General features: G+C 60.8%; 17 protein-coding genes. 10 read left to right on the forward strand and 7 right to left on the reverse strand.

Annotated features, from left to right (window positions below; translation table 11 throughout):
• The first annotated feature begins 67 nt into the window (after window positions 1–67).
• Genes PLU72_13795 through PLU72_13805 form a run of 3 tightly spaced genes read left to right on the forward strand, consistent with a single transcriptional unit; the run spans window position 68 to window position 4,666 of the window.
• Window positions 68–2,155 (forward strand): 5'-nucleotidase C-terminal domain-containing protein, encoded by a 2,088-nt coding sequence (locus PLU72_13795; protein HOT29254.1) that lies wholly within the window; start codon window positions 68–70, stop codon window positions 2,153–2,155.
• On the forward strand, window positions 2,121–4,211 hold the full coding sequence (locus tag PLU72_13800) for a diguanylate cyclase (protein HOT29255.1): 2,091 nt from the start codon (window positions 2,121–2,123) through the stop codon (window positions 4,209–4,211). The genes PLU72_13795 and PLU72_13800 overlap by 35 nt, the downstream gene beginning before the upstream one ends.
• A gap of 41 nt (window positions 4,212–4,252) precedes the next feature.
• The gene (locus tag PLU72_13805; protein ID HOT29256.1) at window positions 4,253–4,666 is read left to right on the forward strand and encodes an EamA family transporter; all 414 of its coding nucleotides are present in this window, start codon (window positions 4,253–4,255) and stop codon (window positions 4,664–4,666) included.
• Window positions 4,667–4,705: 39 nt separating this feature from the next.
• Here PLU72_13805 and PLU72_13810 read toward each other — a convergent pair whose 3' ends face one another.
• Window positions 4,706–5,059 carry a hypothetical protein gene (locus PLU72_13810; protein ID HOT29257.1) on the reverse strand — a complete coding sequence of 118 codons (354 nt, stop codon included), beginning with the start codon at window positions 5,057–5,059 and terminating at the stop codon, window positions 4,706–4,708.
• Between the two features lie 316 nt (window positions 5,060–5,375).
• Here PLU72_13810 and PLU72_13815 point away from each other — a divergent pair, with 316 nt between their 5' ends.
• Together PLU72_13815 and PLU72_13820 are read left to right on the forward strand one after the other, a co-directional pair.
• Window positions 5,376–6,542 carry an amidohydrolase gene (locus tag PLU72_13815; GenBank protein ID HOT29258.1) on the forward strand — a complete coding sequence of 389 codons (1,167 nt, stop codon included), beginning with the start codon at window positions 5,376–5,378 and terminating at the stop codon, window positions 6,540–6,542.
• Window positions 6,543–6,578: 36 nt separating this feature from the next.
• Window positions 6,579–7,724 carry an amidohydrolase family protein gene (locus tag PLU72_13820; protein HOT29259.1) on the forward strand — a complete coding sequence of 382 codons (1,146 nt, stop codon included), beginning with the start codon at window positions 6,579–6,581 and terminating at the stop codon, window positions 7,722–7,724.
• 391 nt (window positions 7,725–8,115) lie between these two features.
• Here the strand turns inward: PLU72_13820 and queC are convergent, their stop codons facing one another.
• Entirely contained in the window at window positions 8,116–8,799 is a 684-nt protein-coding gene (gene queC, locus PLU72_13825; protein HOT29260.1) for a 7-cyano-7-deazaguanine synthase QueC, read from the reverse strand.
• Window positions 8,796–9,164 (reverse strand): 6-carboxytetrahydropterin synthase QueD, encoded by a 369-nt coding sequence (gene queD / locus PLU72_13830; GenBank protein ID HOT29261.1) that lies wholly within the window; start codon window positions 9,162–9,164, stop codon window positions 8,796–8,798. Before queD ends, queC begins: the two co-directional genes overlap by 4 nt.
• 176 nt (window positions 9,165–9,340) lie before the next feature.
• Here queD and PLU72_13835 point away from each other — a divergent pair, with 176 nt between their 5' ends.
• Window positions 9,341–12,160: a carboxypeptidase-like regulatory domain-containing protein gene (locus tag PLU72_13835; GenBank protein ID HOT29262.1), complete on the forward strand. Its 2,820-nt coding sequence runs from the start codon at window positions 9,341–9,343 to the stop codon at window positions 12,158–12,160.
• Window positions 12,161–12,176: 16 nt separating this feature from the next.
• Here PLU72_13835 and PLU72_13840 read toward each other — a convergent pair whose 3' ends face one another.
• Complete coding sequence (locus tag PLU72_13840) at window positions 12,177–13,061, reverse strand: hypothetical protein (protein HOT29263.1); 885 nt, start codon at window positions 13,059–13,061, stop codon at window positions 12,177–12,179.
• Here PLU72_13840 and PLU72_13845 point away from each other — a divergent pair.
• A complete protein-coding gene (locus PLU72_13845; GenBank protein ID HOT29264.1) occupies window positions 13,060–13,605 on the forward strand; it encodes a GNAT family N-acetyltransferase in 546 nt (181 codons plus the stop codon). The two genes, PLU72_13840 and PLU72_13845, sit on opposite strands and share 2 nt — an antisense overlap.
• A gap of 21 nt (window positions 13,606–13,626) precedes the next feature.
• On the opposite strand, the gene PLU72_13850 is transcribed toward PLU72_13845, so the two are convergent.
• The gene (locus PLU72_13850) at window positions 13,627–14,262 is read right to left on the reverse strand and encodes an HAD family phosphatase (protein ID HOT29265.1); all 636 of its coding nucleotides are present in this window, start codon (window positions 14,260–14,262) and stop codon (window positions 13,627–13,629) included.
• Between the two features lie 143 nt (window positions 14,263–14,405).
• Here PLU72_13850 and PLU72_13855 point away from each other — a divergent pair, with 143 nt between their 5' ends.
• From PLU72_13855 to PLU72_13865, 3 genes are all read left to right on the forward strand, one after another.
• Window positions 14,406–15,842, forward strand: a complete 1,437-nt coding sequence (locus PLU72_13855) for an HAD-IG family 5'-nucleotidase (GenBank protein ID HOT29266.1) — start codon at window positions 14,406–14,408, stop codon at window positions 15,840–15,842.
• Between the two features lie 187 nt (window positions 15,843–16,029).
• Window positions 16,030–17,367 carry a protein-arginine deiminase family protein gene (locus tag PLU72_13860; GenBank protein HOT29267.1) on the forward strand — a complete coding sequence of 446 codons (1,338 nt, stop codon included), beginning with the start codon at window positions 16,030–16,032 and terminating at the stop codon, window positions 17,365–17,367.
• A 389-nt stretch (window positions 17,368–17,756) separates the two neighbouring features.
• A complete protein-coding gene (locus PLU72_13865; protein ID HOT29268.1) occupies window positions 17,757–18,926 on the forward strand; it encodes a hypothetical protein in 1,170 nt (389 codons plus the stop codon).
• Window positions 18,927–18,989: 63 nt separating this feature from the next.
• Here the strand turns inward: PLU72_13865 and PLU72_13870 are convergent, their stop codons facing one another.
• Both PLU72_13870 and PLU72_13875 read right to left on the reverse strand, forming a co-directional pair.
• A complete protein-coding gene (locus PLU72_13870) occupies window positions 18,990–20,786 on the reverse strand; it encodes a diguanylate cyclase (GenBank protein ID HOT29269.1) in 1,797 nt (598 codons plus the stop codon).
• A gap of 30 nt (window positions 20,787–20,816) precedes the next feature.
• Entirely contained in the window at window positions 20,817–21,812 is a 996-nt protein-coding gene (locus tag PLU72_13875; protein HOT29270.1) for an NHL repeat-containing protein, read from the reverse strand.
• Between the last annotated feature and the right edge of the window lie 41 nt (window positions 21,813–21,853).

Consider the following 21,853-nt stretch of genomic DNA (forward strand, 5'->3'; position numbering starts at 1 on the left):
GGGGGAGAGCCGCCCAAACATCCGCTCGAGAGTTCAGCGGAACGCCACCCGGGAAAAGAGCGAGCGTTTGATCCGTAATCTGACCATCCTGACCCTCGTTCTGAGCGCCATTCTCGGTGGTCTTCTGCTGAAAGACCACATGAGCATCCCGTCCCGCCATCTCGTCATTTTCTACACCTCGAACCTGCGCGGGCAGATCAACCCCTTCCAGGGCGAAGTATCGGATCGGGTCTACGAAAAAGCCGGCGGTCTCGCGTTTCTCCGGGCCCTGATCGACGATACGATGAAGACGTATCGCCTCGACCCGAAGAAAGCGCTTCTGCTCGACACCGGCGACAGCCTGTTCGGCTCGCCCGAAGCATCGCTGACGATGGGCGAAGTGCCGTTTGAAATGCTTCAGAAAGTCGGCTACGACGCCATCGCCGTCGGCAACCTCGAGTTCGAGTTCGGTCTCGACACCCTCCGACGCTTCATCAGCACGAACAAGCTCCCGATGCTCGCCTGCAACTATCGAGATCTCGCCTCCCCGCTCGGCAACACGTTCTCCGGCGGCATACTCCTGGACAAAGACGGAACCCGCGTCGGCGTCATAGGTCTCGGCATGGTCGACCTCGCCCGGAACACACGCCAGGAAAACATCATGCAGATCGAGATCAGCGACATGCACGCGGCCGTCCAGAAGACCGCGGCATCGCTCAGGGCCCGGGGAGCAGAGCTGATCGTCCTCCTGTCGCACCAGCCAGGTCTAGACACCCGCCCCGACCTCGCCGAACTGTTTCCTGACGTCGACATCATCATCGGCGACCTGATCAGCGGCCAGATGACGGACCCGGGCCGGCGGCCCCTCGTCCTGCCCACCCCGCCGGCGCGCGGGGCAGGCGTCGGCATGGTGCGCATTCCGTATATCGGCTCGCAATGGAACCTCGAGAAAGCCGTCCAGACGATTCTTCCCGTCGATGCGGCTCATATCTCCCCGAGCGCTGCGCTCGTCACGGAGATCGCCCGGGTCGAGGCGAAGGTCGACAGCCTGCTCGAGCAGGTCGTCGCGACGTCGGAAGGCAACTTCAAGCGCAACTTCAACGAAGAGTCCAGCATGGGCAATCTCATCACCGACTCGATGCGCGCCGTCGCGAAAACCGATGTCGCGTTTCTCAACTCCGGCGCGATCAAGGCAGTGATTTCGTCCGGGTCGATCTCTCTTCGAGATCTCTATGACGCCCTGCCTTTCGAGAACACGATCGTGCGCACCGAACTCGCCGGCTGGCAGATCGAGAATCTCGTCGAGGAGGGGCTGAGCGGCCGCGGAAGCTTCGTCCAGACATCCGGTCTCACCTGCACCTGTTCGATGATGAACCCACCCGGATTCCGACTCGTACAGATCGCCGTCGGGGAGGAACCGCTCGACTCGGCACGCATGTACAGCGTCGCCGTCACCGATTTCATGCTCAACACCCCGCAGAACTGGCCCGAACTCCGCACCGGGAAAAACGTTCGGGCGTTCGGCCTGCTGCGTGAAAACCTCAAACAGTATCTCGCTTCGATGTCCGTCATCGCCCCCTGCGTCGACCGGCGGTATATCGACGTCCCGGAAGGCGACGAAACCCTCCGGGTCCAGTCCCTCTCCATCGAGCTTGCGAATCTTTCCACCCCCGTGTCGAACGATGGAACGTATGACTCGCCGTATGGCCGCCTCGTTGCCGACGTCCTGCGCGTCGAGACCGACTCGGACTTCGCCCTTATGCCCGTCACGGACATCCACAGCATGAACGACCCGCTCTCGGTGTTCACGCCCGCCCGTCTCACGGCGGACATGCCCCGCATCTGCGGCGTCAGCACGGTGAACATTCCCGGAACGACGCTCAGGCGCCTCATCGAACGGATGCTCGCGACCGGCGGCGTTCCTCTCTGTTTCGCCGGCTTTTCCATCGAGCTCAAAGATAATAAATTGTCGAAAATATTTCCCTGGCAGGGCGATTTCGACCCCCAGCGGAGCTACAAGGTGGCACTGCCGGCCGATCTCCCCGAAAAACTCGGCGCCGTCGGCGGACTCGCGAGTCTGACGGCCTCGCCATTCAGCACCGATCTGCGCCGCACCTTCATGAACGGTGTCAGGAGGGTCGGTGGAAACATCGAACTTCGCCGTGCCGTTTTCTGACCGCTTCGCTCCCACCAGCCTGCGGGCCAAGATCCTGCTGGTGTTCGTTCTCGTCCTCGTCACGCCGCTCTCGTTGCTGATGCTCCTGTCTCTTCAGCGAACCGACGAGGCTGCGCGCCAGGATTTCAACAAGCGGCTCGGCTCGGCGGCGACCCTGTTCCGGGACAGCCTCGAGGATCAGCTCGACTCCTTGCGCGTCCGGGCGAAAACCGTCGCCGACTTCGACTTGTACAATGTCGCCCACACCGGGTTCGCGGCCTCGGCGACGACGCCGGTCCTGCAGTATGAGCTGATCCGTTCCGGCCTCGACTACATCGCGATGGTCAGAAACCGTGGAACACCGTTCATCGAGGAGGGCGTCCCCCCCTCGGAATCCCTGGAAAAGATCATTCCGGCTCTCTGCCACGTTCCACTGAGCTACAACCTCTACATTCTCGGTCGCGAGCCGTGGATTTTCGCGGCTGCCGAGATCACGAAACTCCGTCAGAGCGAGCCCGTTCACGTCGTCTTCGCCTACAGGCTCGCCCGCGACTTCGGCGACCGTCTCAAACGGCTGACGGGAGCAGAATTCAGCCTGCTGTATGACAACCGCAGAGTCCTCACCACTCTTATGGATATCTACGGCAAGCGCATGACGAACACCGCTCCGGAGCTCATCGACCGGCGCACCGGCGTGATGGACGTGATGGGCGCGCAGCATACCTTCGTGCGCGAAGTCGCCCTCCGAAGCAAGATTTCCGAAGCCATCCTCCTCGAAATCTCGCTGCCGGCGTCCGAGTTCGCCCAGCTCGGCTCCCGCATGCGGCGCGACTTCGGTATTTTCGGTCTGCTCGGTCTGCTGGCGGCGTTCATCACCGGCACCTACCTCGCACTTCACATGGCCGGCCCCATCAATCAGCTCGCAGAATCCACGACGAAAGTCGCCGCCGGCGATCTGTATATCAAGGTCAGCTCGGGCCGCAACGACGAGATCGGCCTCCTGCACCGGAATTTCCAGGCGATGATCGACGCGATTCGCGAAGAGCGTGATCAACGGCTAAGTCGCATGCGCGAACTGAATACGCTGTTCGAGATCAGCAACGCGGTCAACTTCATCACCGACTCGGAAGAGCTGCTCAAATTCGTGCTGACACACGCGATCGAGGTGCTGGAAGCTGAGCGCGGCTCGATCATGCTGCTCGACGATACAACCGACGAGCTTGTCGTGAAAGTCGCGTCGGGCGGCCGATTCCGCATCGTCAGCGGCACGCCGGTGAAGCTCGGCCACGGCATCTGCGGCATCGTCGCGAAGGACGGCAAAGGCCGCATCTCGAACGACGGCTTCCGCGATCCGGAATTCCGCAACTTCGGAAGCCTGCTTCCCGTCGAGGACATCCGGTCGCTGCTCTGCTCGCCGCTCAAGTTCAAGGATGGCACGATCGGCGTCATCAATATCGTCAACAAGCGCAGCGGCCATCCGTTCGAGTCGAACGACCTGAACCTGCTGAACCTGATCGCTTCCCAGGCCGCGGTGACGATCGAAAACAATAAATTGTATGAACTATCGATCACCGACGGGCTGACGCGGCTGTTCGTGTTTCGCTACTTCTCGGCACGCCTCTCGGAGGAAGTCCTCCGCGCGCGCCGCTACGGGCTGAAGCTGTCGCTGATCATGATCGATATCGACAATTTCAAACGGTTCAACGACGTGTACGGCCACCAGGTCGGCGATCAGGTCCTCCAGCGCGTCGCCCTAGCGATCCGCGAGACGATCCGCACCGGCATCGACATCCCGTGCCGCTACGGCGGCGAGGAGATGGCGATCATCCTTCCCGAAACCCGTACAGACGAGGCGCATCGCACGGCTGAGCGTCTGCGCGAATCGATCGCGGCGCTCACGATCAGCAATCCCCTCGGCGAACTGCGCATCACCTGCAGCCTCGGCGTGGCGGCCTACCCCGGCGACGCGCATGACAAGGACTCCCTCGTCGAAGCCGCCGACAAGGCGATGTATTACAGCAAACGTAACGGCAAGAATCGCACCACCCAGGCATCCGTCATGGCCGAAGAGGCCTGACGGAACCTGTATTCACAACGAACGAGGAGAAGCCCCGTCCGATGAAATACGTATTGTTCACGATCCTCTGCTTTGGCGTCACCCCCGTGCTCGACAAATGGTCCGCCGTCCAGTCTGACCCGGCCGTCGGCGTCTTCATCAGAACCCTCTGCATCGCGGTGGTGTCCGTCCTGATCCTTACGGTTACAGGCAAATGGGGGCTCGTGACCCAGGTTGCGCCGAAAACGATCCTGTTTCTCGGCACGTCGGGCATTCTCGCGGGATGCCTGGGAGTCCTCGCCATGCTGAAAGCGTTCCGGGAAGTTCCAGATGCGGGAAAAGTGGCGGTGATGATCGCGACGTATCCGGTCGTTTCTCTCTTCTTCACAGCCTTGTTGCTGCATGAGAAACTCACGGTGGCGAAAATAGCCGGAACCGTTCTCATCACGGCGGGAGCGATTCTGCTGAACCTGTAACGCCGTGAGGCCGGGCTATGCAAGCCCAGCCCGGGTCGTTCAGCGCGATGATTTCGAACTGCCGAGCATCAGCTGGTATGTCTGGTATTTCCGCTGGTATTCGGCTAGCGCGCCAAGCGTCTCCATCGTCTGGGGGCCGCTTTCCCTGAGCATCTTCACATACCGGTCGTAGGCCGCGAGGTATTCCCTGTGGGCATCCTCGAGCGTCCGTTCAACGGCTGACGACGCATTTGCTGTCTGCCCGATCGGAGACGATGCAGGCGTCACGACCATTGCCGCGGAAGGCGATGGCGTGGCCGTCGCCGCAGGGACAGGGGTGGCCGATTCCCGGCACCCGGTGCAGGTGAACGTGATGCCGGCGATCAGCAACCCTCGTAGAAGACAGCGGAGCATAGCCGCCCCTTTCCGCAGACTTTCCCCCATTATAGGAACCGTTTTCCGAAGGTGTCAAGGCTTGCGGTACGGCATCGGGAGGCGACATTTCGTTCAGTGCCCCGCCAAACGGGCATGGAAAGCGGCAGGAAAAAGAGGTTGAATTTCCGGTGTTTAGAATGTAAAATATCGCCTCGATAAAGCCCTGCAAGGGTCGCGGCGCATGCACGGAGCAGTAATGCCCGGAAGGCGCTGTTCCCCGATGTGGGGGTGCTTACCCGGGGACGTACACATCCGACATTCCCCGGCATCAGTGGAAGGAAAGGGGAAACTTGCAATGCGCGTCATCCTTGAAAAAGGCACCATTTTTTATCAGGGCAAGTTCCAGCAGCTCGGCCGTCTCGTGCTCGACCACGGCAAGATCACCGAAGTCACGCTGGCCAGCGTGAAGGCGAAGAAGCCGAAGGTCGGCGGCAAGGAAAAGGATTCCGACAAGCCGATCAACTGCGACGGCAAGTTCATCATGCCCGGCTTTATCGACGCCCACACCCACATCACCCTCGAAGAAGAGGGCATCGGCTGGGTCGACGCCGACCTGAACGAGTCGTTCGGCCTCGTCACCCCGCAGGTGCGCGCGTTCGATGCGCTCAAGATGCGCGACCAGGCCCTCTCCGACGCCCGCTCCGGCGGCGTCACCACGATGCTCGTCACTCCCGGCTCGGCCAACCCGATCGGCGGCCAGGCCTGCATCATCAAGGCCCGCGGCAAGATCGCCGAGGAAGCGGCCATCCGCGAGAGCTGCGGCATGAAGCTGGCCTTCGGCGAGAACCCGAAGCGCACCTACGCCGAGCAGAAGCAGTTCCCGTGCACCCGCATGGGCACCGCCGCCGTCATCCGCGAGTGGCTGATGAAGGCCCAGGACTACTCGAAGAAGAAGAAGTCGAAAGACTTCAAGGACCGCGACATCAAGCTCGAGGCCCTGATGCCCCTGCTCGAAGGCAAGATCCAGGCCCGCGCCCACGCGCACACCGCCGACGACATCATCACGGCGTATCGCATCGCCCAGGAGTTCAACCTCGACCTCGTCATCGACCACTGCACCGAAGGCCATCTCATCGCCAAGGAACTCGGCCGCTGGAAGGCCAAGGCCGTCGTCGGCCCGACCTTCTCCTGCCGCGTGAAGCCTGAACTGCGGCATCGCACGTTCGACACGGTGCGCGTGCTGCTCGACGAGGGCTGCATGGTCGCCATCACGACCGACCACCCGGTCATTCCGATCGAGGGCCTCAGCCTCGCCGCGGCGCTGTGCGTGCGCCACGGTCTCGAGGAAGAGCGCGCGATCAAGGCGATCACCGAGTATCCGGCGGCCATCCTCGGACTCGACAAGCGCCTCGGCAAGATCGAAACCGGTTTTGACGGCGATGTCGTCGTCTGGAGCGGACACCCTCTCGACTCCCGGTCCAAGGCGGAGTCGGTGTTCATCGACGGCGCTCGGGTGCTCTGAGCCCTTCGGACCGCGTCACGCGGGAAGGGAGAGGTCATGTCGTCCATCCTATTCGATAATGTTCGGGTCTACCTCAGCGGTGCATTTTTTCCCGCTCAGAAAGTTCTGATCGAGAAAGGCAAGATCGCTGCGGTCGGCTCGAAGGTTCTGAAAAACGTCGAGACGGTCATCGACGGTCAGGGAAAATACCTGATCCCGGGCCTGATCGACGCGCACACGCACCTGGGTCTCACCGATCACGGCTACGGCCTTTCGGGCTCCGATCTCAGCGAGGCGGCCGATCCGATCACCCCGCATCTGCGGCCCCTCGACGCGATCAAGATGCGCTCGGATTCCCTGTGCGATGCGAGGCGGTCCGGCATCTCCGTGTGTCTTGTCTGCCCCGGCCACACGAACCTGATCGCAGGTCAGTGCTCGATTCTGAAGACCTACGGGAATTCGGCCGACGTCGGGCTCATCGTCGAGCAGGCCGGCATCAAGGTCTGCTTCGGGGAAGAGCCCAAGCAGACCCTGCTCGGCCGCAAGGCGTTTCCCAGCACCCGGATGGGCATCGCCGCGTTGCTCCGTGAAACGTTCATGAAGGCACAGGATTACCACGACCTGAAGCAGTCGAAGAAAGGCCTGCGCGACCGCATCATCCAGATGGAAGCGCTCGGCCCCGTTCTCGACGGCGCGGTGCCCCTGCGTGCTCATGCCCAGCGGCTCGAGGACATCATGGCGGCGGTCCGGCTCGCCGACGAGTTCAAACTCAAACTTGTCATCGAGCACGGGATCGAGGCCTACAAGGTCGCCGACATTCTTGCCGAGAAGAAAATCCCCGTCGTGCTGGGGCCGCTTCTGGTCGCCGAGCGTTCGACCGAACTGCGTGACCGCATCTTCTCGAGCGTCGTCCAGCTTCTCGATGCCGGCGTCGAAGTCGCCCTCACCTGCGACTACCCGGGCCTGCCGGTCGAAACGCTCCGCATCGCCGCCGCCATGGCGGTTCAGTTCGGCCTCGACGAGAAGCGCGCCCTGCAATGCATCACCGAGACGCCGGCCAAGATGCTCGGCATCGCCAACCGCGTCGGTCACATCCGCAAGGGCTACGACGCCGACGTCGGTCTGTTCAGCGGCCATCCGCTCGACATCCGCTCGAAGCTTGAGGTTCTGGTCATCGACGGAGAAATCTTCAGGTTCAATTGAGCCGCTTGTATTGCAAGAGATATACAGCCCCCGGAATCATTCCGGGGGCTGTATATTTTTAAGAATTTCTCTGCGACGAGTTCCTGGAAGGACGGTCGTCAACGTGCGAGCGCCTGCAGGGCCAAACCGGCCGCGCCACCGTTGACGATCCACATGACAATGAGCGTCAGGACCATGGCCGCTCGCAGAATCGGTGTCACATCAGGTTCGCTGCCGACTCTCTCGTATATCACCCGCATACTCGATACCGTTCGTGCTGAGTTTGTCGAAGCACGAATGCACTCGCCCTTCGACAAGCTCAGGGCGAACGGCTGTGCCTTGTCGGTCTGGAGGAATTATATTTTTCTCGTGATAGCTATTGCCTAACATACGAGACGAGTAGCAACAGAACTCAGGAGGTTCGTTTCACATATCGTATCGGGTCGGTCGCGCCGGCGGAGGAGAAGCCGCGGAGGCGGAGAACGCAGGACTCGCAGGTGCCGCAGGCGGCGTCTTCGCTCTGGTAGCAGCTCCAGGAGAGGTGCAGGGGGGCGCCCAGGTCGAGGCCGCGCCTGACGATCTGGCCCTTGTTCAGGTGCAAGAGGGGCGCTTCGATGCTGATGCCCGACCCCGGCCGGGTTCCTTCGCGAATGGCGGCGTTGAAGGCATCGATGAAGCTCTCGCGGCAGTCGGGGTAGCCCGACGAGTCCTCCTCGACGGCGCCGATGAACACCCGCACGGCGCCGATGACCTCGGCCCAGGAAATGGCCATCGCGAGGATGTTGGCATTCCGGAACGGGACGTAGGTGACCGGCACCCCCTTGCCGAGATTTTTCGCGTCGGGAACGGCGAGCGTTCTGTCGGTGAGGGCGCTGCCGCCGATCTGGCGGAAATGGCCGGCGTCGACCTCCAATATATGTTTTGCTTTATAGAATGCAGCCTGGTCGCGGAACGCACGGAGCTCGCGGGCTTCGGTGAGCTGGCCGTAGTTCAGGTGGAACATGGCCAGATCGTAGCTCTGCAGGGCGACGGCGGCAGCGACGCACGAGTCCATTCCGCCCGAGGCGACGACGACGGCAAGCTGCTTCCCCGTCATATCGAATACTCCGCGACGTTGCGGTCGGTTTCCCAGAGGCGCACGGCCAGCACCTGGACACGGTTGGTGCCGACGACGCGAACGAGCTCGTCGAAGAAGAGTTTCGCGAAGTTTTCGGCCGTCGGGGGAATACGGTCGAACGGCGCGATTTCGTTGACCATCCGGTGATCGAACCGGTCACACAGCTCGCCGAGCGCTTGCTTCAGCACGGCGAAATCGACGACCATTCCCTGGTCGTCGAGCGTTTCGGCTCCGACAACGGCCTGCACGAGCCAGTTGTGACCGTGCAGGTTCCGGCATTTTCCCTGGTGATCGGGCAGGCGATGTGCCGCCGAAAACGACGATTCGGCCGTTATTTTATACATATCGATATACTCACTTTCCGAATTCCGGTTGAAATCCCCGACAGCATATCCATCCAGCCCCTTTCCGTCAACCGGCAGGCTCGTTCGAAATTCCGTTCTCCTGTTCAACGGGAGCCAGATGGGATACAATTCGTATGGTTGTTTGGCTCAGGATTTTTTTTCGGAGGGTTGTTCATATGAACCGGCAGACTCGTCTTTTCACGCTCCTCGGCATCATCGGTCTGTGTGCGTTGTTGATCGGATGCGGAGGCGGTGGAGGCGGCGGGGTGAACCCGGCCGGAACCGGTTCCAGCCAGCATGTATCCGGGCTTTCCGGGGTCATCTCCTTCGACGGCAAGCCCTCCGCGAACACGGGGGTCTACCTCGTCCGCCAGGAGACGGCGCTGGCCGAGGGCATCGCCCGCCTCGGATCGCTCCGGGCGTCGGTGCGGGCTGACGCGGCTCTCGACCCCGATGTCGGGGATTTCCGCACCCTGACCGATGTCGATGGCCGGTTTGCCTTTTCCCAGGTGCCGGTCGGGGCCTACAATCTCGTCGCCGTCAAGGATGCGACGCATCAGAGCATCAAGTCGGTCGTCGTGGGCGAGATGCAGACCGTAAACGTCGAGCTGACCCCCACGGGCAACCTTTCCGGGGTGGTGAACATGCCGGGCGTCGTCGATCTCTCCACCATCCTGGTCTATCTCGAGGGCACGAGTTACGTCGGAGTGACCGATTCCGCGGGCTCATACATCATGACGAATCTCCCGGCAGGCTCGTACACCATCATCGCCGCGCGGGGCAACGCCATTTCCGCGAAGGTTCCGGTGACCGTTTCCCCCGCCGCCACCACTCCAGTCCAAACGCTCGAACTGGTTCCCCAGGCCATCACCGCGTCGGGAACGATCCAGGGAACGGTCTCGCGACAGGTCCCCACGCCGGGCACCTACCCGACGGTTTACCAGGCGTACTCGCCGGCCGGCACCATCGCCCATCTCGCCGGCACGCCGCACGTGGCCGTGGCGGACGCGGCGGGAAAATACCTGTTCGCAGGCGTTCCCCAGGGCAACTACACGGTCGTTTTCCCAAGCGACGTGTTCACGGCCAACACGGTTCCGACCGTCACGGTTTCTCCGGGAATGACCTCCACGGTTCCGCTCGTCACCCTGACCCTCTCGAGTTCCTTCGCCCCCGGCCAGGGAACTGCCGCGGTCGGCTCGATCGTCGGAACCGTGCGGAAGTCCTCCTTCATTACGCCTGCAGAGACGCATGCGGTCGGTGTCCAGCTGACCGGCGCGAATTTCCGGAACTTCATCTACTCCGACCCCGCGGGCGGGTTCGTCTTCCACCAGGTCCCTCTCGGAGCGACGTATAACCTGCAGTTCATCGCCGGGAACTACACGACGGCCTCGGCCACCCCGATCTCCGTCGCTCCGGCGAGCCCCTCGGCGAACGCCGGCACGTTCCGGCTCGATCCGGTGGCGATTGCCCCCGGCCCGGTGCCCGCCATCTCCACCTGCACGGTGTTCATGTCGAGCATGACGATCACCGGCACGAACCTGGCCTCGGTGACGACCGTCCTTGCCAACGGGCGACCGCTCCAGATCAGCGCAACCTCGCCGACAGATATCTCTGTCTATACAAACGATCTCATGCCCGGCGATTACCAGATCACCGTCATCACGTCCAACGGAATGACGGCCTACGCCCCCGACCTCACCATCATCCCCTTCTCCACCGTGCTGAGCTTCATCCAGACGCCGATCCCGCCGGCCTCCTACTCGCATGTCGCGGCCCAGCTCGACTGGTTCCCCGTGACGCAGGCCGACAGGTATCACGTCGTCAGGATCAACGGAGCCGCCGAGACATTCGTTGCCGAGGCGTATGGCACGTCCTTCCGCGTGTCGAACCTTCTTCCCGGAACGACCTACACCTTCGGCGTGAAGCCTGTGGCAAGAAACGGCTTCAGGGGTCCGGCAACGACGACGACCTTCACCACGAGGTCTTCGCTTTTCAGCATCGCCTCGGCCACATCCTCCGTATTGCCGGCCAATTTCGCCGGCATCAAAGCCAGGGATACCGGGGACGCCTACATTCTGGACGACGTAAACTCGCGATGGTATGGGTATAACAGCCTGACCCTTTCCGAGTTCGGTCCCAGTACAGCCATCGGGGGCGGATACACCATGGCCCGTTTCATCCCGGGCAAGAGCGGATCCCCTTCCTACGTCTACGGATTCATCAGCCCGACGAGCACCGGAGCCGGATACGTCAACGGGTTTTCCTCGATCTCAGCCTATACGCAGAGCCCGGCTCTCGGGACATCCGTTCTCGGCGGAAATTCGATCACCCAGAATCTTGTCACCAATCATGTCATCGCCCTCTTGAACGATGGCGGAAACTTTTATTACCTGGCATCCCTGACCTCCGGTCTCACTCTTGTCGGTTCACCGGTAAACATCGGTCTGAGCGCGAGTTTCAACAATCCTGAAATTCACATGAGTCTCGATGGAAGCAAAGTGTTCATTGCCACTGGGACGGATTCGAATCAGTGTGTTGTAGCGGAATATAATTCCGCGAATTTTGTGCTGACACGAACCATTCCCGTGGGTACGAACATCAGCCATTTCTCCGCCAGCCCGAACAACGACAAGTTCATCGTGATTTCCGAAGCGTTCCTGCCTCCCGAGCAATCCATCCCCCAGATGCAGACATTCAACCAGAGTTTCACCCAGACGAGTTCGAACAACATTACAGGGCTCATTCAGGCCCAATATGATCATCTGGGACGCATCTGGATGGCCATCGACAATGCCGGCGCCGGTATCATGGTGCAGGAAAACGGGCAAACCTATCAGCAGCTCCTTGAAGCCGGAGCCACGTTTGATCTTCCCTACTCCATGAACAAGCCAATCATCGCCTTCGACAGCTTCAGGAAGCGCATTCTCGTAACAGCCTATTTTCAGGGTGTCCTCAAGACGTATTCGATCGATGCCTCCTATCTCATCGGAGGTTGACACCCGACTCCGCGCCTCATTCGGCTTCCGGGGCGGTATAGCTCATCACGCGCTTGCGCCAGCCGGCCAGGAATTTGCGTTCCAGGTCGCGGCGCTCGCGGGGAGCCAGCGACACCCGGCGTTCGAGGACGCGGCAGGCAGAGGCAGCGAACTCACGCACCGCCTCTTTCCCTGATGGAAAGCCTTGCATGCCTTCGAGGACCTGGAGGAGCCCCCAGCCCTGGCCGGCATATCGTTCGGCAGGGTTGATTCCCTCGCCCTTGCAGTTGACGTAATCCATCAGGGCATACAATCCCTGCGGCGTCAGGAACAAGGCATCGAATCTCGACGTTACGGCCGATCGTTCGGATGCCTCCAGCGTTTCGATGATGCGCGGAAGAGCGTTCGCGAGACGCCGGGCGATGAACTCGGCCTGAAGCGTGATGGTCGTCGCCAGGAAGCTGCGCAGTTCGTTCATGCGCGGCGAGCGGCGCTGGGCCTCGAATGCGGCTCTCGTCGGCCAGGGGCAGGCGCGGACGTCGGAAAGCCAAGCGGGCACGGCAGCGCCACGCTCGCGGCAGAAGTCGATCAGTCCCGGAAACGTCTCCTCGAAGCGGTCCCGGCGTCCTTCCGGGTACCAGAGGAAATGGCCGATGCCCAGCGAGGGAAAATCCTCGCCGTGATTCCAGTGCGTGAGCCCTTCCACCGTGCCCCGGCACTCGTTCTGCCAGATGCGGCGGCCGACCCACAAGGCCTGAAACGGCGTCACCGCATAGCGTTGCTCACGCTCGACCGCCCGCATCGCAACCGGTTCCTCCGCCAACGCCGGGACGGACCATGACGTCAGGAGGGCGACGAGCACCGGCACGAGTCCGATGCCTGGTTTCTGTGTCGATGCTTCGGGCGAGGATGATTTCGTCATGTCGTCAGTTTACCAGAAGCGTTTCCGCCTGAAACCCGAAAATCGTATGGAGTCGACGGCATGGTGTATCATCACACACGATATGAGCGAGTTCGTGATACGCCCCATGGCGCCCCAGGACGTGCCGGTCGTGGCGGTTATCGAGAGCGAGAGCTTCCCCTGCCCGTGGCCGGCGGAACAGTTCTCGGAGTGCCTGCGCTTCCCAATGTTTCTCTGCCTCGTTGCGCTGCTGGACGGACATATCGTCGGCTATACCATCGGCATGTGCGAAGACGACGGGGCCATGCACATCCTGGATCTCGCCACGGCGATCGAGTGCCGTCGTCGCGGCTGCGCCCGCGCCCTGCTCCACCGTCTGTTCGACGAGGCGCGACCGCGCGGCATCCGCATGGCCTATCTCGAAGTGCGCACCCGCAACGCCCCGGCCCGGGCGCTGTATGCATCCGTGGGATTCACCCAGGCCGAGTTCCTGCCGAACCACTACCCCACCCCGCCCGACGACGGCCTGCGCCTCGCCATCGACCTGCGACCGGAACGCTCGTAACGGCGTTCCGATCGAACGCAGTCATCTTCTGCCCAAAACAGCCCGAAGCTGCTCAGCAACCTCTCCGGCGCGGTCGTAGACGAGAGCCTGCATGCCTTCGTTCCTGGCAGCCTCGACGTAGGCAGGAATATCGTCGAGATAGAGGATCTGTTCAGCCGAGATTCCGGCGGCTTTTTCGAGAGCGTCGCGGTAGATCGCCGGATCGGGTTTCTGCGCGCCGACCTGGAAGGAGAGAGTGACCTGGTCGAAGAGCCCGAAGCAGGGGTGCTTCGAGATGGTCGCCCGGAAATGGGGCTCGCTCGTGTTCGAGAGCAGGCCCAGTCGGTACCGGCCATGCAGGGCTTTCATCAGGGCGATCGTGTCGTGGCGCATCACGAACATGTCATTGAATCGCTCGAGAAAATCGGCTTCGGTGAACGTTTTCCCGATCGCTTCGCCCGCGATGCGCCGGAACGTGTCGCCGTCGATTCGGCCGGTTTCGAGCTGCTCGAGAGGGCCGCGCGGCTCGAGGAAGCGTCGCAGGAGAACGTCGGGATCGCAGCCGGTTCCCTCACAGAGGCGGCCGGCCGAGCGGCGGTGATCGACGAATTCGAGGACGTTGCCGTAATCGAACAGCACCATGCGGACGGGGAGCCTGATGGCGGGTTCCTGTGTCATGATGCATGAGTATACCCAGTTCGTGACGTTTGTGGTATCATCCCGGCACGACAAAGAAAGAAACATCGAGCGGCAGCGCGCACCAGGAGCATCGAACGGTCCCGCGCGGGCAACGCCGCCGGAAACATCCAAGCGAGGTATCAATGTCCAACTCTGTGCGCATCAGCGCCGAACAACGCATTTTCGTCAACCGCACCCTCAACATGAACCATATCAAGCTCGTCGGCTTCGATATGGATTACACGCTCGCCACCTACAACGTGCCGGCATTCGAGGAGACCGCCTACCGGATCGTCCTCGACAAGCTCGTGAAAGACCTGGGCTACCCAACCGAGCTCCAGGAGATGAAATTCGATCCCGAGTTCGTCATTCGCGGCCTCGTGATCGACGTCGAACTGGGGAATTTCCTGAAGGTCAACCGGTACGGCTACGTCAAGAAAGCCAGCCATGGAACGAAGTTCCTGACGATCGAGGAACAGAAGAAAATCTATCCCTCGACCGGCATCGACCTGGCAGATCCGCGCTATTATATAATACACACTCTATTTTCGCTCGCCGAGGGCTGCCTGTTCGCCCAGCTCGTCGATCTGTGCGACGCGAAGCAGATCCCGATGAACCTGAAGAAGGCATTCGGCGACATCCGCCGCGCCCTCGACGACGCGCATCAGGAAGGCAACCTCAAGGGACAGGTCATCGACGACCCCGACCGCTACTTCATCCGCGACCAACGGATGGTCTCAGCGATCCAGCGGCTGAAGGCGGCCGGCAAGAAGATCGCCATGATCACCAATTCCGACTTCGAGTACAGCCAGAAGGTGATGAACCACTGCTTCGGCCCGTATCTGAAGAGCGGCTCGTGGCAGGATCTGTTCGACATCATCATCGTCTGCGCGAACAAGCCCGCGTTTTTCCAGCAGCACCAGAAGTTCCTGCGGGTCGACCCGGCGAGCGGCCTCCTCGCGAACTTCCACGCGCCGATCCGTTGGGGCGGCATCTACCAGGGCGGCAACGCGCGCACGTTCGAAAAGGACCTGGCCCTTTCCCCCTCCGAGATCTTCTACCTCGGCGACCATATCTGGGGCGACGTCGTCACCCTGAAAGAGGCGATCGGCTGGCGCACAGGCCTGATCGTGCAGGAACTGGCCACCGAGGTTCCCGCGCTCGAGCGCAACGCCGACACGCACCGTGAGATCGTCTCCGACATGGAGAAGAAGGAAGAGCTCGAAGACCAGCTGTTCGACATCAAGGAATCACTGCGCGGCATCCCGGTCGAAAATCGACCGCCAGAAGCCGAAAGGAAGCGCGAAGCACTGCGGGAACAGATCTCGAAGATCGACGAGCACATCACGAAGCTGATCAGCGACGAGCAGCGCGATTTCAACAAATACTGGGGCGAGATCATGCGGGCCGGCAACGAGGAGTCGCGGTTCGCAACTCTGGTCGAAAGATACGCTTGCGTATATATGGCCAGCGTGAGCAACCTGGCGTCATACTCGCCGTTCAAGTATTTCCGGCCGCCGCGCCGGTACATGGCACACGACCCGCTCCACCTGCTCGAAAGCAGCGCCGAAGCGGACTGACCCTGTCCCGCTCATCGGATTTTGGGTGCCGGAATTTTGTGCAGGAACGCCGGATATCCGGCAGTTTTCTCTCGCCCGGTTCCCTTTCCGCTCCGATGGGCTTTTTCCGGCATCACCACCCTGGCATTGCTCTTGCTCTTTCAAACGGCGTTCGTGATTCTGACGCACCGGATGAAAGGGAAGATCCATGAACAGGTTTGGCGGCTGGGTGGCGATCGCGGTCCTGACGACTGTCCTCCTTTTCCCGGGACGAGCCTGGGCGGGAACGCTCCGGCTGATGAGCGCCAACCAGCTTCCCAGGAAGGTGCTGGTGGTCAATCACACCGATACCACCGCGTTTGTGAAGGAGCTCTTCGGGGTCATCCGTGCCATTCACGAAGAAGACGGCCTGACGGGCAACGACGCGTTTCAACTTCATATCGTCGACAGCGCCCACTCCCTCCCGACTCCCGAAGCAAGGGCGAGGTTCTTCGGAGCCCCAACAGGCGTCGTCGAGGAACTCGTCGACGTCAATCCCGATATGAAGACGAACGACATCTGGATGCAGGATTTCGGCGAACTCTGTACCTGGTCTGACGGCGAGAAAACCGTGCCGGCGGTCTTCGATTCCGCCCGCGATGCCGGGTTGAAGGATTTCCCCGAATGGATTTCGAAGAACTGGAGCATGAAGCTGTGCGTCAATCCCAGCTCCACCGCCGGTTTCGGCGACGGCGATTCCGGGGGCAACATCGAGGTCACTCCCGACAACATTCTCTACCACGGCGACAGCATGACACCCGAATGCCGGGAGTTTTTCCTGAAGAACGGATATGACGGCCGCAAGATCATGCTCGCCACGAAATGGCTTGCGGTCGGGCATATCGATGAATATTTATCAATCGTTCCGACCCGGTATTCTCCGTGCGGCTACGCGATCGTCCGGGCCGACCCCTGCGGTGCCCTCGAACTTATCGAGAAAGCCTCGCAGACCGATTTCGCACCTCTTCCCGAGCCCTACGCATCCTTTCTTCCGAAGCTTCAGGGCGCTCTTCTTGCCCCGGGCGCCTGGAATGGAACCGCCGAAGCGAAGTTCATCGAGCTCAACCGGAAGATCAACGAGATCATCGATGAAAACACCGGCAGGCTCATCGCGGAAATCCGCCGCATCACCGGAGATGCGCATCGGGAGATTCCCGTCGTCTCCTGGCCGGTGCTCTTCAAGGGCAACGAGGCCGCGGCCCACGGCAACTGCATCGCCTATACCCCGGGAGTGGTGAATCATCTCATTCTTCGCGATCACCTGCTCGTTTCAGATCCCCTGTTTCCCCCTTTCCGGAAGGTCATCGTTGGCAGCTCCAAGAGCCTCGGCTGCAGAGTCCACTTCCTGAACGCCGCGGCCTATCACGACCGCAAGGGCGACATCCATTGCGCGACAAACGTGCTGCGCGACCCCGCCCGTGCCTTCATCACCACGCCCGCGCAGGCATCGATATCCGCTCTTCGAGCCAGTTTCGATCGTCTCCATCGCGACCCTTCCACTCTCTGATCGGCCGGCACCGCCGCGGGCGGTTTCCCTTTTCCGCGTTCAGCAAGAACGGCTGTGAATCACAGAAGGCACGATGAACACAGAGATACAAAGACCTTTTCACCGCCAAGTCGCAGAGGCGCAGAGATTGAAACAAGATGAAAACGATGTACGAAAATATTTTCCTCGGCGGATCAGCGTCTCCGCGGTGAATCGTTCGAATTTCGATATACCAGGTTCCACAAAGAATTATATTTTTCCTGTGAAATCTCCATGTGCTTTTTGCCCTTCGTGATCAAGCTGTTGTGAAAACTGATGCGATTGCCCTGCGTGCCAAGATTCGTGAGGACATCCGAAGCGGATGTATGGTATTCGTGGAGAGTGATCGAAATTCAGCGAAGGGAAGAGCTATGACCATTCATCAGGGAACTCGCGACATCCTCGGCAAGATCGCCCAGAAATACCACCTGGCCGGCCTGGCCGAGGTCATCAGGGACGACGCCTCGATCGTGTGGGGCAAAGACGTCACCATCTGCGTAACCAACATCCTGAAGGCCGTCGAGGCACACGGCGACACGAAAGCGCTCCTTCGCGACGCGAAGAACATGTACAACAGCCCGATCTTCGGCGTGAACGTCAAGGCGGGCGAATACCTGATCAAGGCCGAGCCCGATCCCATCCGCGCGATCGACGAGATGGCCCGCTACGACTTCTGCTTCAAGCTGAGCCCGTATCACGTCATCAACACGTATCTCACCATCCTCACGGCGCAGATCACCGGCCAAGACCCGGCCGCGCTCGTCAGAAAGGGCGAGCAGCACCTCGAAGCTTTCATCGCGCATTCCCTGAAAGAGAACCCGACCTGGAAGAAGGAAACCCTCACGTCCGCCCATCCGCTCCTGATCATCCCCATCGGCGCCGCCGGGTGCGGCAAATCGACCTTCTACCGGGAGTTGGGCAACGTGGTGAACGCCTCGTGCGACAACATCCGCTACCTGCTGTTCAAGGAGTTCGGCCCGTGTTTCGCCCCTTGGGAAAGCACGCTGGCGTGGTGGGTGGTCAACCGCCTGACGGACATCTACCTCGGCCGCGGCTACAGCGTATTCTATAACGGGGTCAATACAGACTTCGAATACCGTTCCCCCATCACCATGGAAAACCCGCACCCTCTCTTCGCCGGCATCCCCTACACATGCAGGCTTGTCTACTTCGAGCCGCCGGTCAGCCTGAACGAAAAAGAGCTGGCGGAACTCAAAGGAATCAACCTCTGGGCCACCCCACTCGACAAGGTCGATCGCAAAGGCCTCAGCAAGAACGTGAACGACATCCTCGACCTGATCACACGCAACTTCGAGCGGACCATGGAGCGGACCAGCGCCATTCGCGAGGGAAAGGCGGAGCAGGACCCCTTCGACATCCTGTATCCAGTTCCGCCCGCCATCGTAAAGCTGTTCGTAGAGCAGTCGTTCGCACGGCCATCCGGCTCCCGCGTCGTCACCGTACCGCGCCGGGAGATTCCCGATGCGGCCGCCCGCGCAACCTTCTATCGCGAGTATGCCGGGAAAGTCATGTCGGCCTGACTTGCTCTTGGAATGGCGGAAACATCCCGCCCCGCCTCTCCGGCGGGCGGGATGTTTTTTGCATCAGCCCGCGACGGGCTTGCCGGCGGGGCTCCATGTGGAAACGCGATTGCGGCCGGCTTCCTTCGACCAGTACATCGCCTCGTCGGATTTCTTGATCAGCGACATCTTGTCGGTGCCGTGCTCGGGGAACGAGGCGATGCCGAGGCTGACGGTGACTCGAAGAACGCTGCCTTCGAGCGAGGGGAATTCGTAGGCCTCGATTGATCTGCGGATGCGCTCCGCAACGCCGAGAGCATTCTGAGCGTCCGTTTCCGGCAGAATCACGGCGAACTCCTCACCGCCATACCGGCACGGCACGTCGATGCTTCGGACCGCCTCACGAAGGACCAGCGCCGAGAGAGACAGCACGCGATCGCCCATCTGGTGGCCGTAGGTGTCGTTGAACTTCTTGAAATGATCTATATCCATTAATATAAGACTGACGCACGAGCCATACCGTTTGGCACGTTTCAGCTCGTTGTCGAGAGCCACCTGGAAATACCGGTGAACGAACAGCTTCGTCAGGCCATCGGTGATCGAAAGCTCGTAGAGCCGCGCCTTTTCTATAGTTAGCGCTATTTGCGAGGCCATCGTTCCGGCGAACGCGACATCGGCGTCGGTGAAACCCTTGTTCCGCTTGTTCACGATGTTCATGACGCCGATCGATCGTTTCTCGACGAGAAGCGGCAGACACATGATGTTGTGAATCGGTGAACCGGATTCACCGGGATAAGGCTTGAAGTTCGGCTCGATCGGATCGTTGTCGAGCAGCATCCTCTGCTCCTCGAACACCTTTCCGGCGACGCCTTCGCCCGGGGCGAACTCGATGCGTTTCGTGACCGGCTCGACACCCTCGCCGACGGCGACATCGACGACCAGCCGCCCTGTCTCCTCGTTGAACATCAGGACGCTGCCGCGGCCCGCCTCGAGGCCTTCGATGCACTTTTTGAGAATAAGTTGCAGGATCTCCGCGGAACTGCCCGCATAGTTGATCTGCTGGCTGATCTCGTAGAGCGTGGTGACCTCGAAGATCTTCCGCTCGAGAGCCGCGCGATTCTGGGCAAGCTGGCCGGTCATCTCATTGAACGTTCCGGCCAACATCCCGATCTCGTCGCGGGAATCGATGCCCGTGACCCGGTGTGCGAGATTCCCGGCCGCAAGCTCCTGCGTGCCCCGGATGAGTCGGTCGATCGACCTGGTCAGGTATTTCGAGAAGACAAAGCAGACAGCCAGAGTGATTAGGCCGATCAACAGCATGACAATCAGCACGTCGTTCTTCGACTGACGGATGAACCTGCGAAGGACGTCGTTGTTCCGGCTCACGTCCAACACGGCAACGACCGTCGCCGAGGCGTTGGTGATCGGCATGAACGCGCTCATCCACATACCGAAAGCGTCGACATTGCCTGCGGAGTAGGAAGGCTTGGCTTCCTTCCAGGAATCCACGAGTTCCTCGGGCATGTCGAAGATCGGGTAATCCGGGATGAATTCGTCACCCATCTCGGATCCGTCGACGATATGAGTGAAATATTTCCCGTTATATCTGTAGATCGCGCACCAATCGAGGCTGAAGTTCTCGTGCATCGTGCGCATGATCGACTTCATCTCGCGATAATATGGATCGTCCACGGAATGGATCGTCTCCAGCCGTTCGGGATCGACGATACGCCGGGAAACCTCGGCTACGGCCTGAAGTTCCTCGATCATCGATTTCTCGAACTGCTCGAGCGCCGTGCGGAAGACGATATACCCGGCAAGGGCCGCGCTGCAGGCGCCCAGGATACCGAAGATCAGCGACAGCTTCCATTTAAGCTTCATGTGCGTTCTCCATCCATGACGACACGGCTCTCATGGCCGAAGCCGTGTGATCGTGCCACGGTGGTTCCCGTCGAGATCGAAAACGTAGATGGAGGAATTGATAGAATCTGCAACGAACAGCTCGGCAGGCGCGGTCGCGCAGGCGATGCCGAACAGCTCATACAGACCGTTCGAGCCGGACGCGGTCGGCATCGGGATATGCCTCACGAACCGGCCGTCAGCCTCGAACACCGAGACGCGCATGTTGCCCAGCTCGGTACAATAGATGCGGCCGTTCGCATCGCGGGCCGCGTTCTGGGGAAACATCAGCTCGCCCTGCCCCGTGCCCTTCCGGCCGATCGTACGGAGCCAGGCGCCGTTCCGGTCGAACTCGCAGAGCCGGTGATTGTAAGAGTCGACCACGAGGAAACGCCCGTCGCGATCGGTAAGAACATCGCTTGGGCAGTAGAGACGGCCGTCGGCATCGCCGTATTCCCCGATCGACATGCGCAGCGTGCCGTTCCGCTCGAAGACAAGCACCTTGTTCACGCGCAGGTCGGTGACGGCGACGCCGCCATCGGCCAGGGGAAGAACCTGCCGCGGATAGATCAGCGGCCCCTTCTCGGAACGCCATGTCAGAGCGCTGGTGGTCCCGCCGTCGGGACCCATGAAAATGATCTCGGCAACGGCATTCGCCCGCTTTTCCTTGAAATCGAACGTCGCCTTTTCGAGACGGTTGTCGGTAATGACCAGCTCGCCCTGCGTTCCAGGGTTCATCCCCCAGACCGCCTGCTCGGAAGAATACGGAATTTCCCGGACAAGCCGGAATTCACGATCGACGACTAGAATTCGGAAGTTTCTCGAGTCGGAGATGAACAAACGGCTCCCGTCTGGAGACACGGCAATCAGGTTCGGCCGGTTCAGCTCGAGGTTGGTCGCGCCGCAGCCGCAGATCAGGCTGGACACGAGGAAGATCACCGCGAACCCGACGTTCCGGAAGATTCGTTCCCCGTATGTATTCTTCACATGTCGTGAGTTGTCGCTCATGTCTCGAAGTGTACACGCTCCTCGTCTCCCTGCCAAGATTT

Source organism: Candidatus Ozemobacteraceae bacterium, assembly GCA_035373905.1.
In the GTDB taxonomy this organism is placed as follows: domain Bacteria; phylum Muiribacteriota; class Ozemobacteria; order Ozemobacterales; family Ozemobacteraceae; genus MWAR01.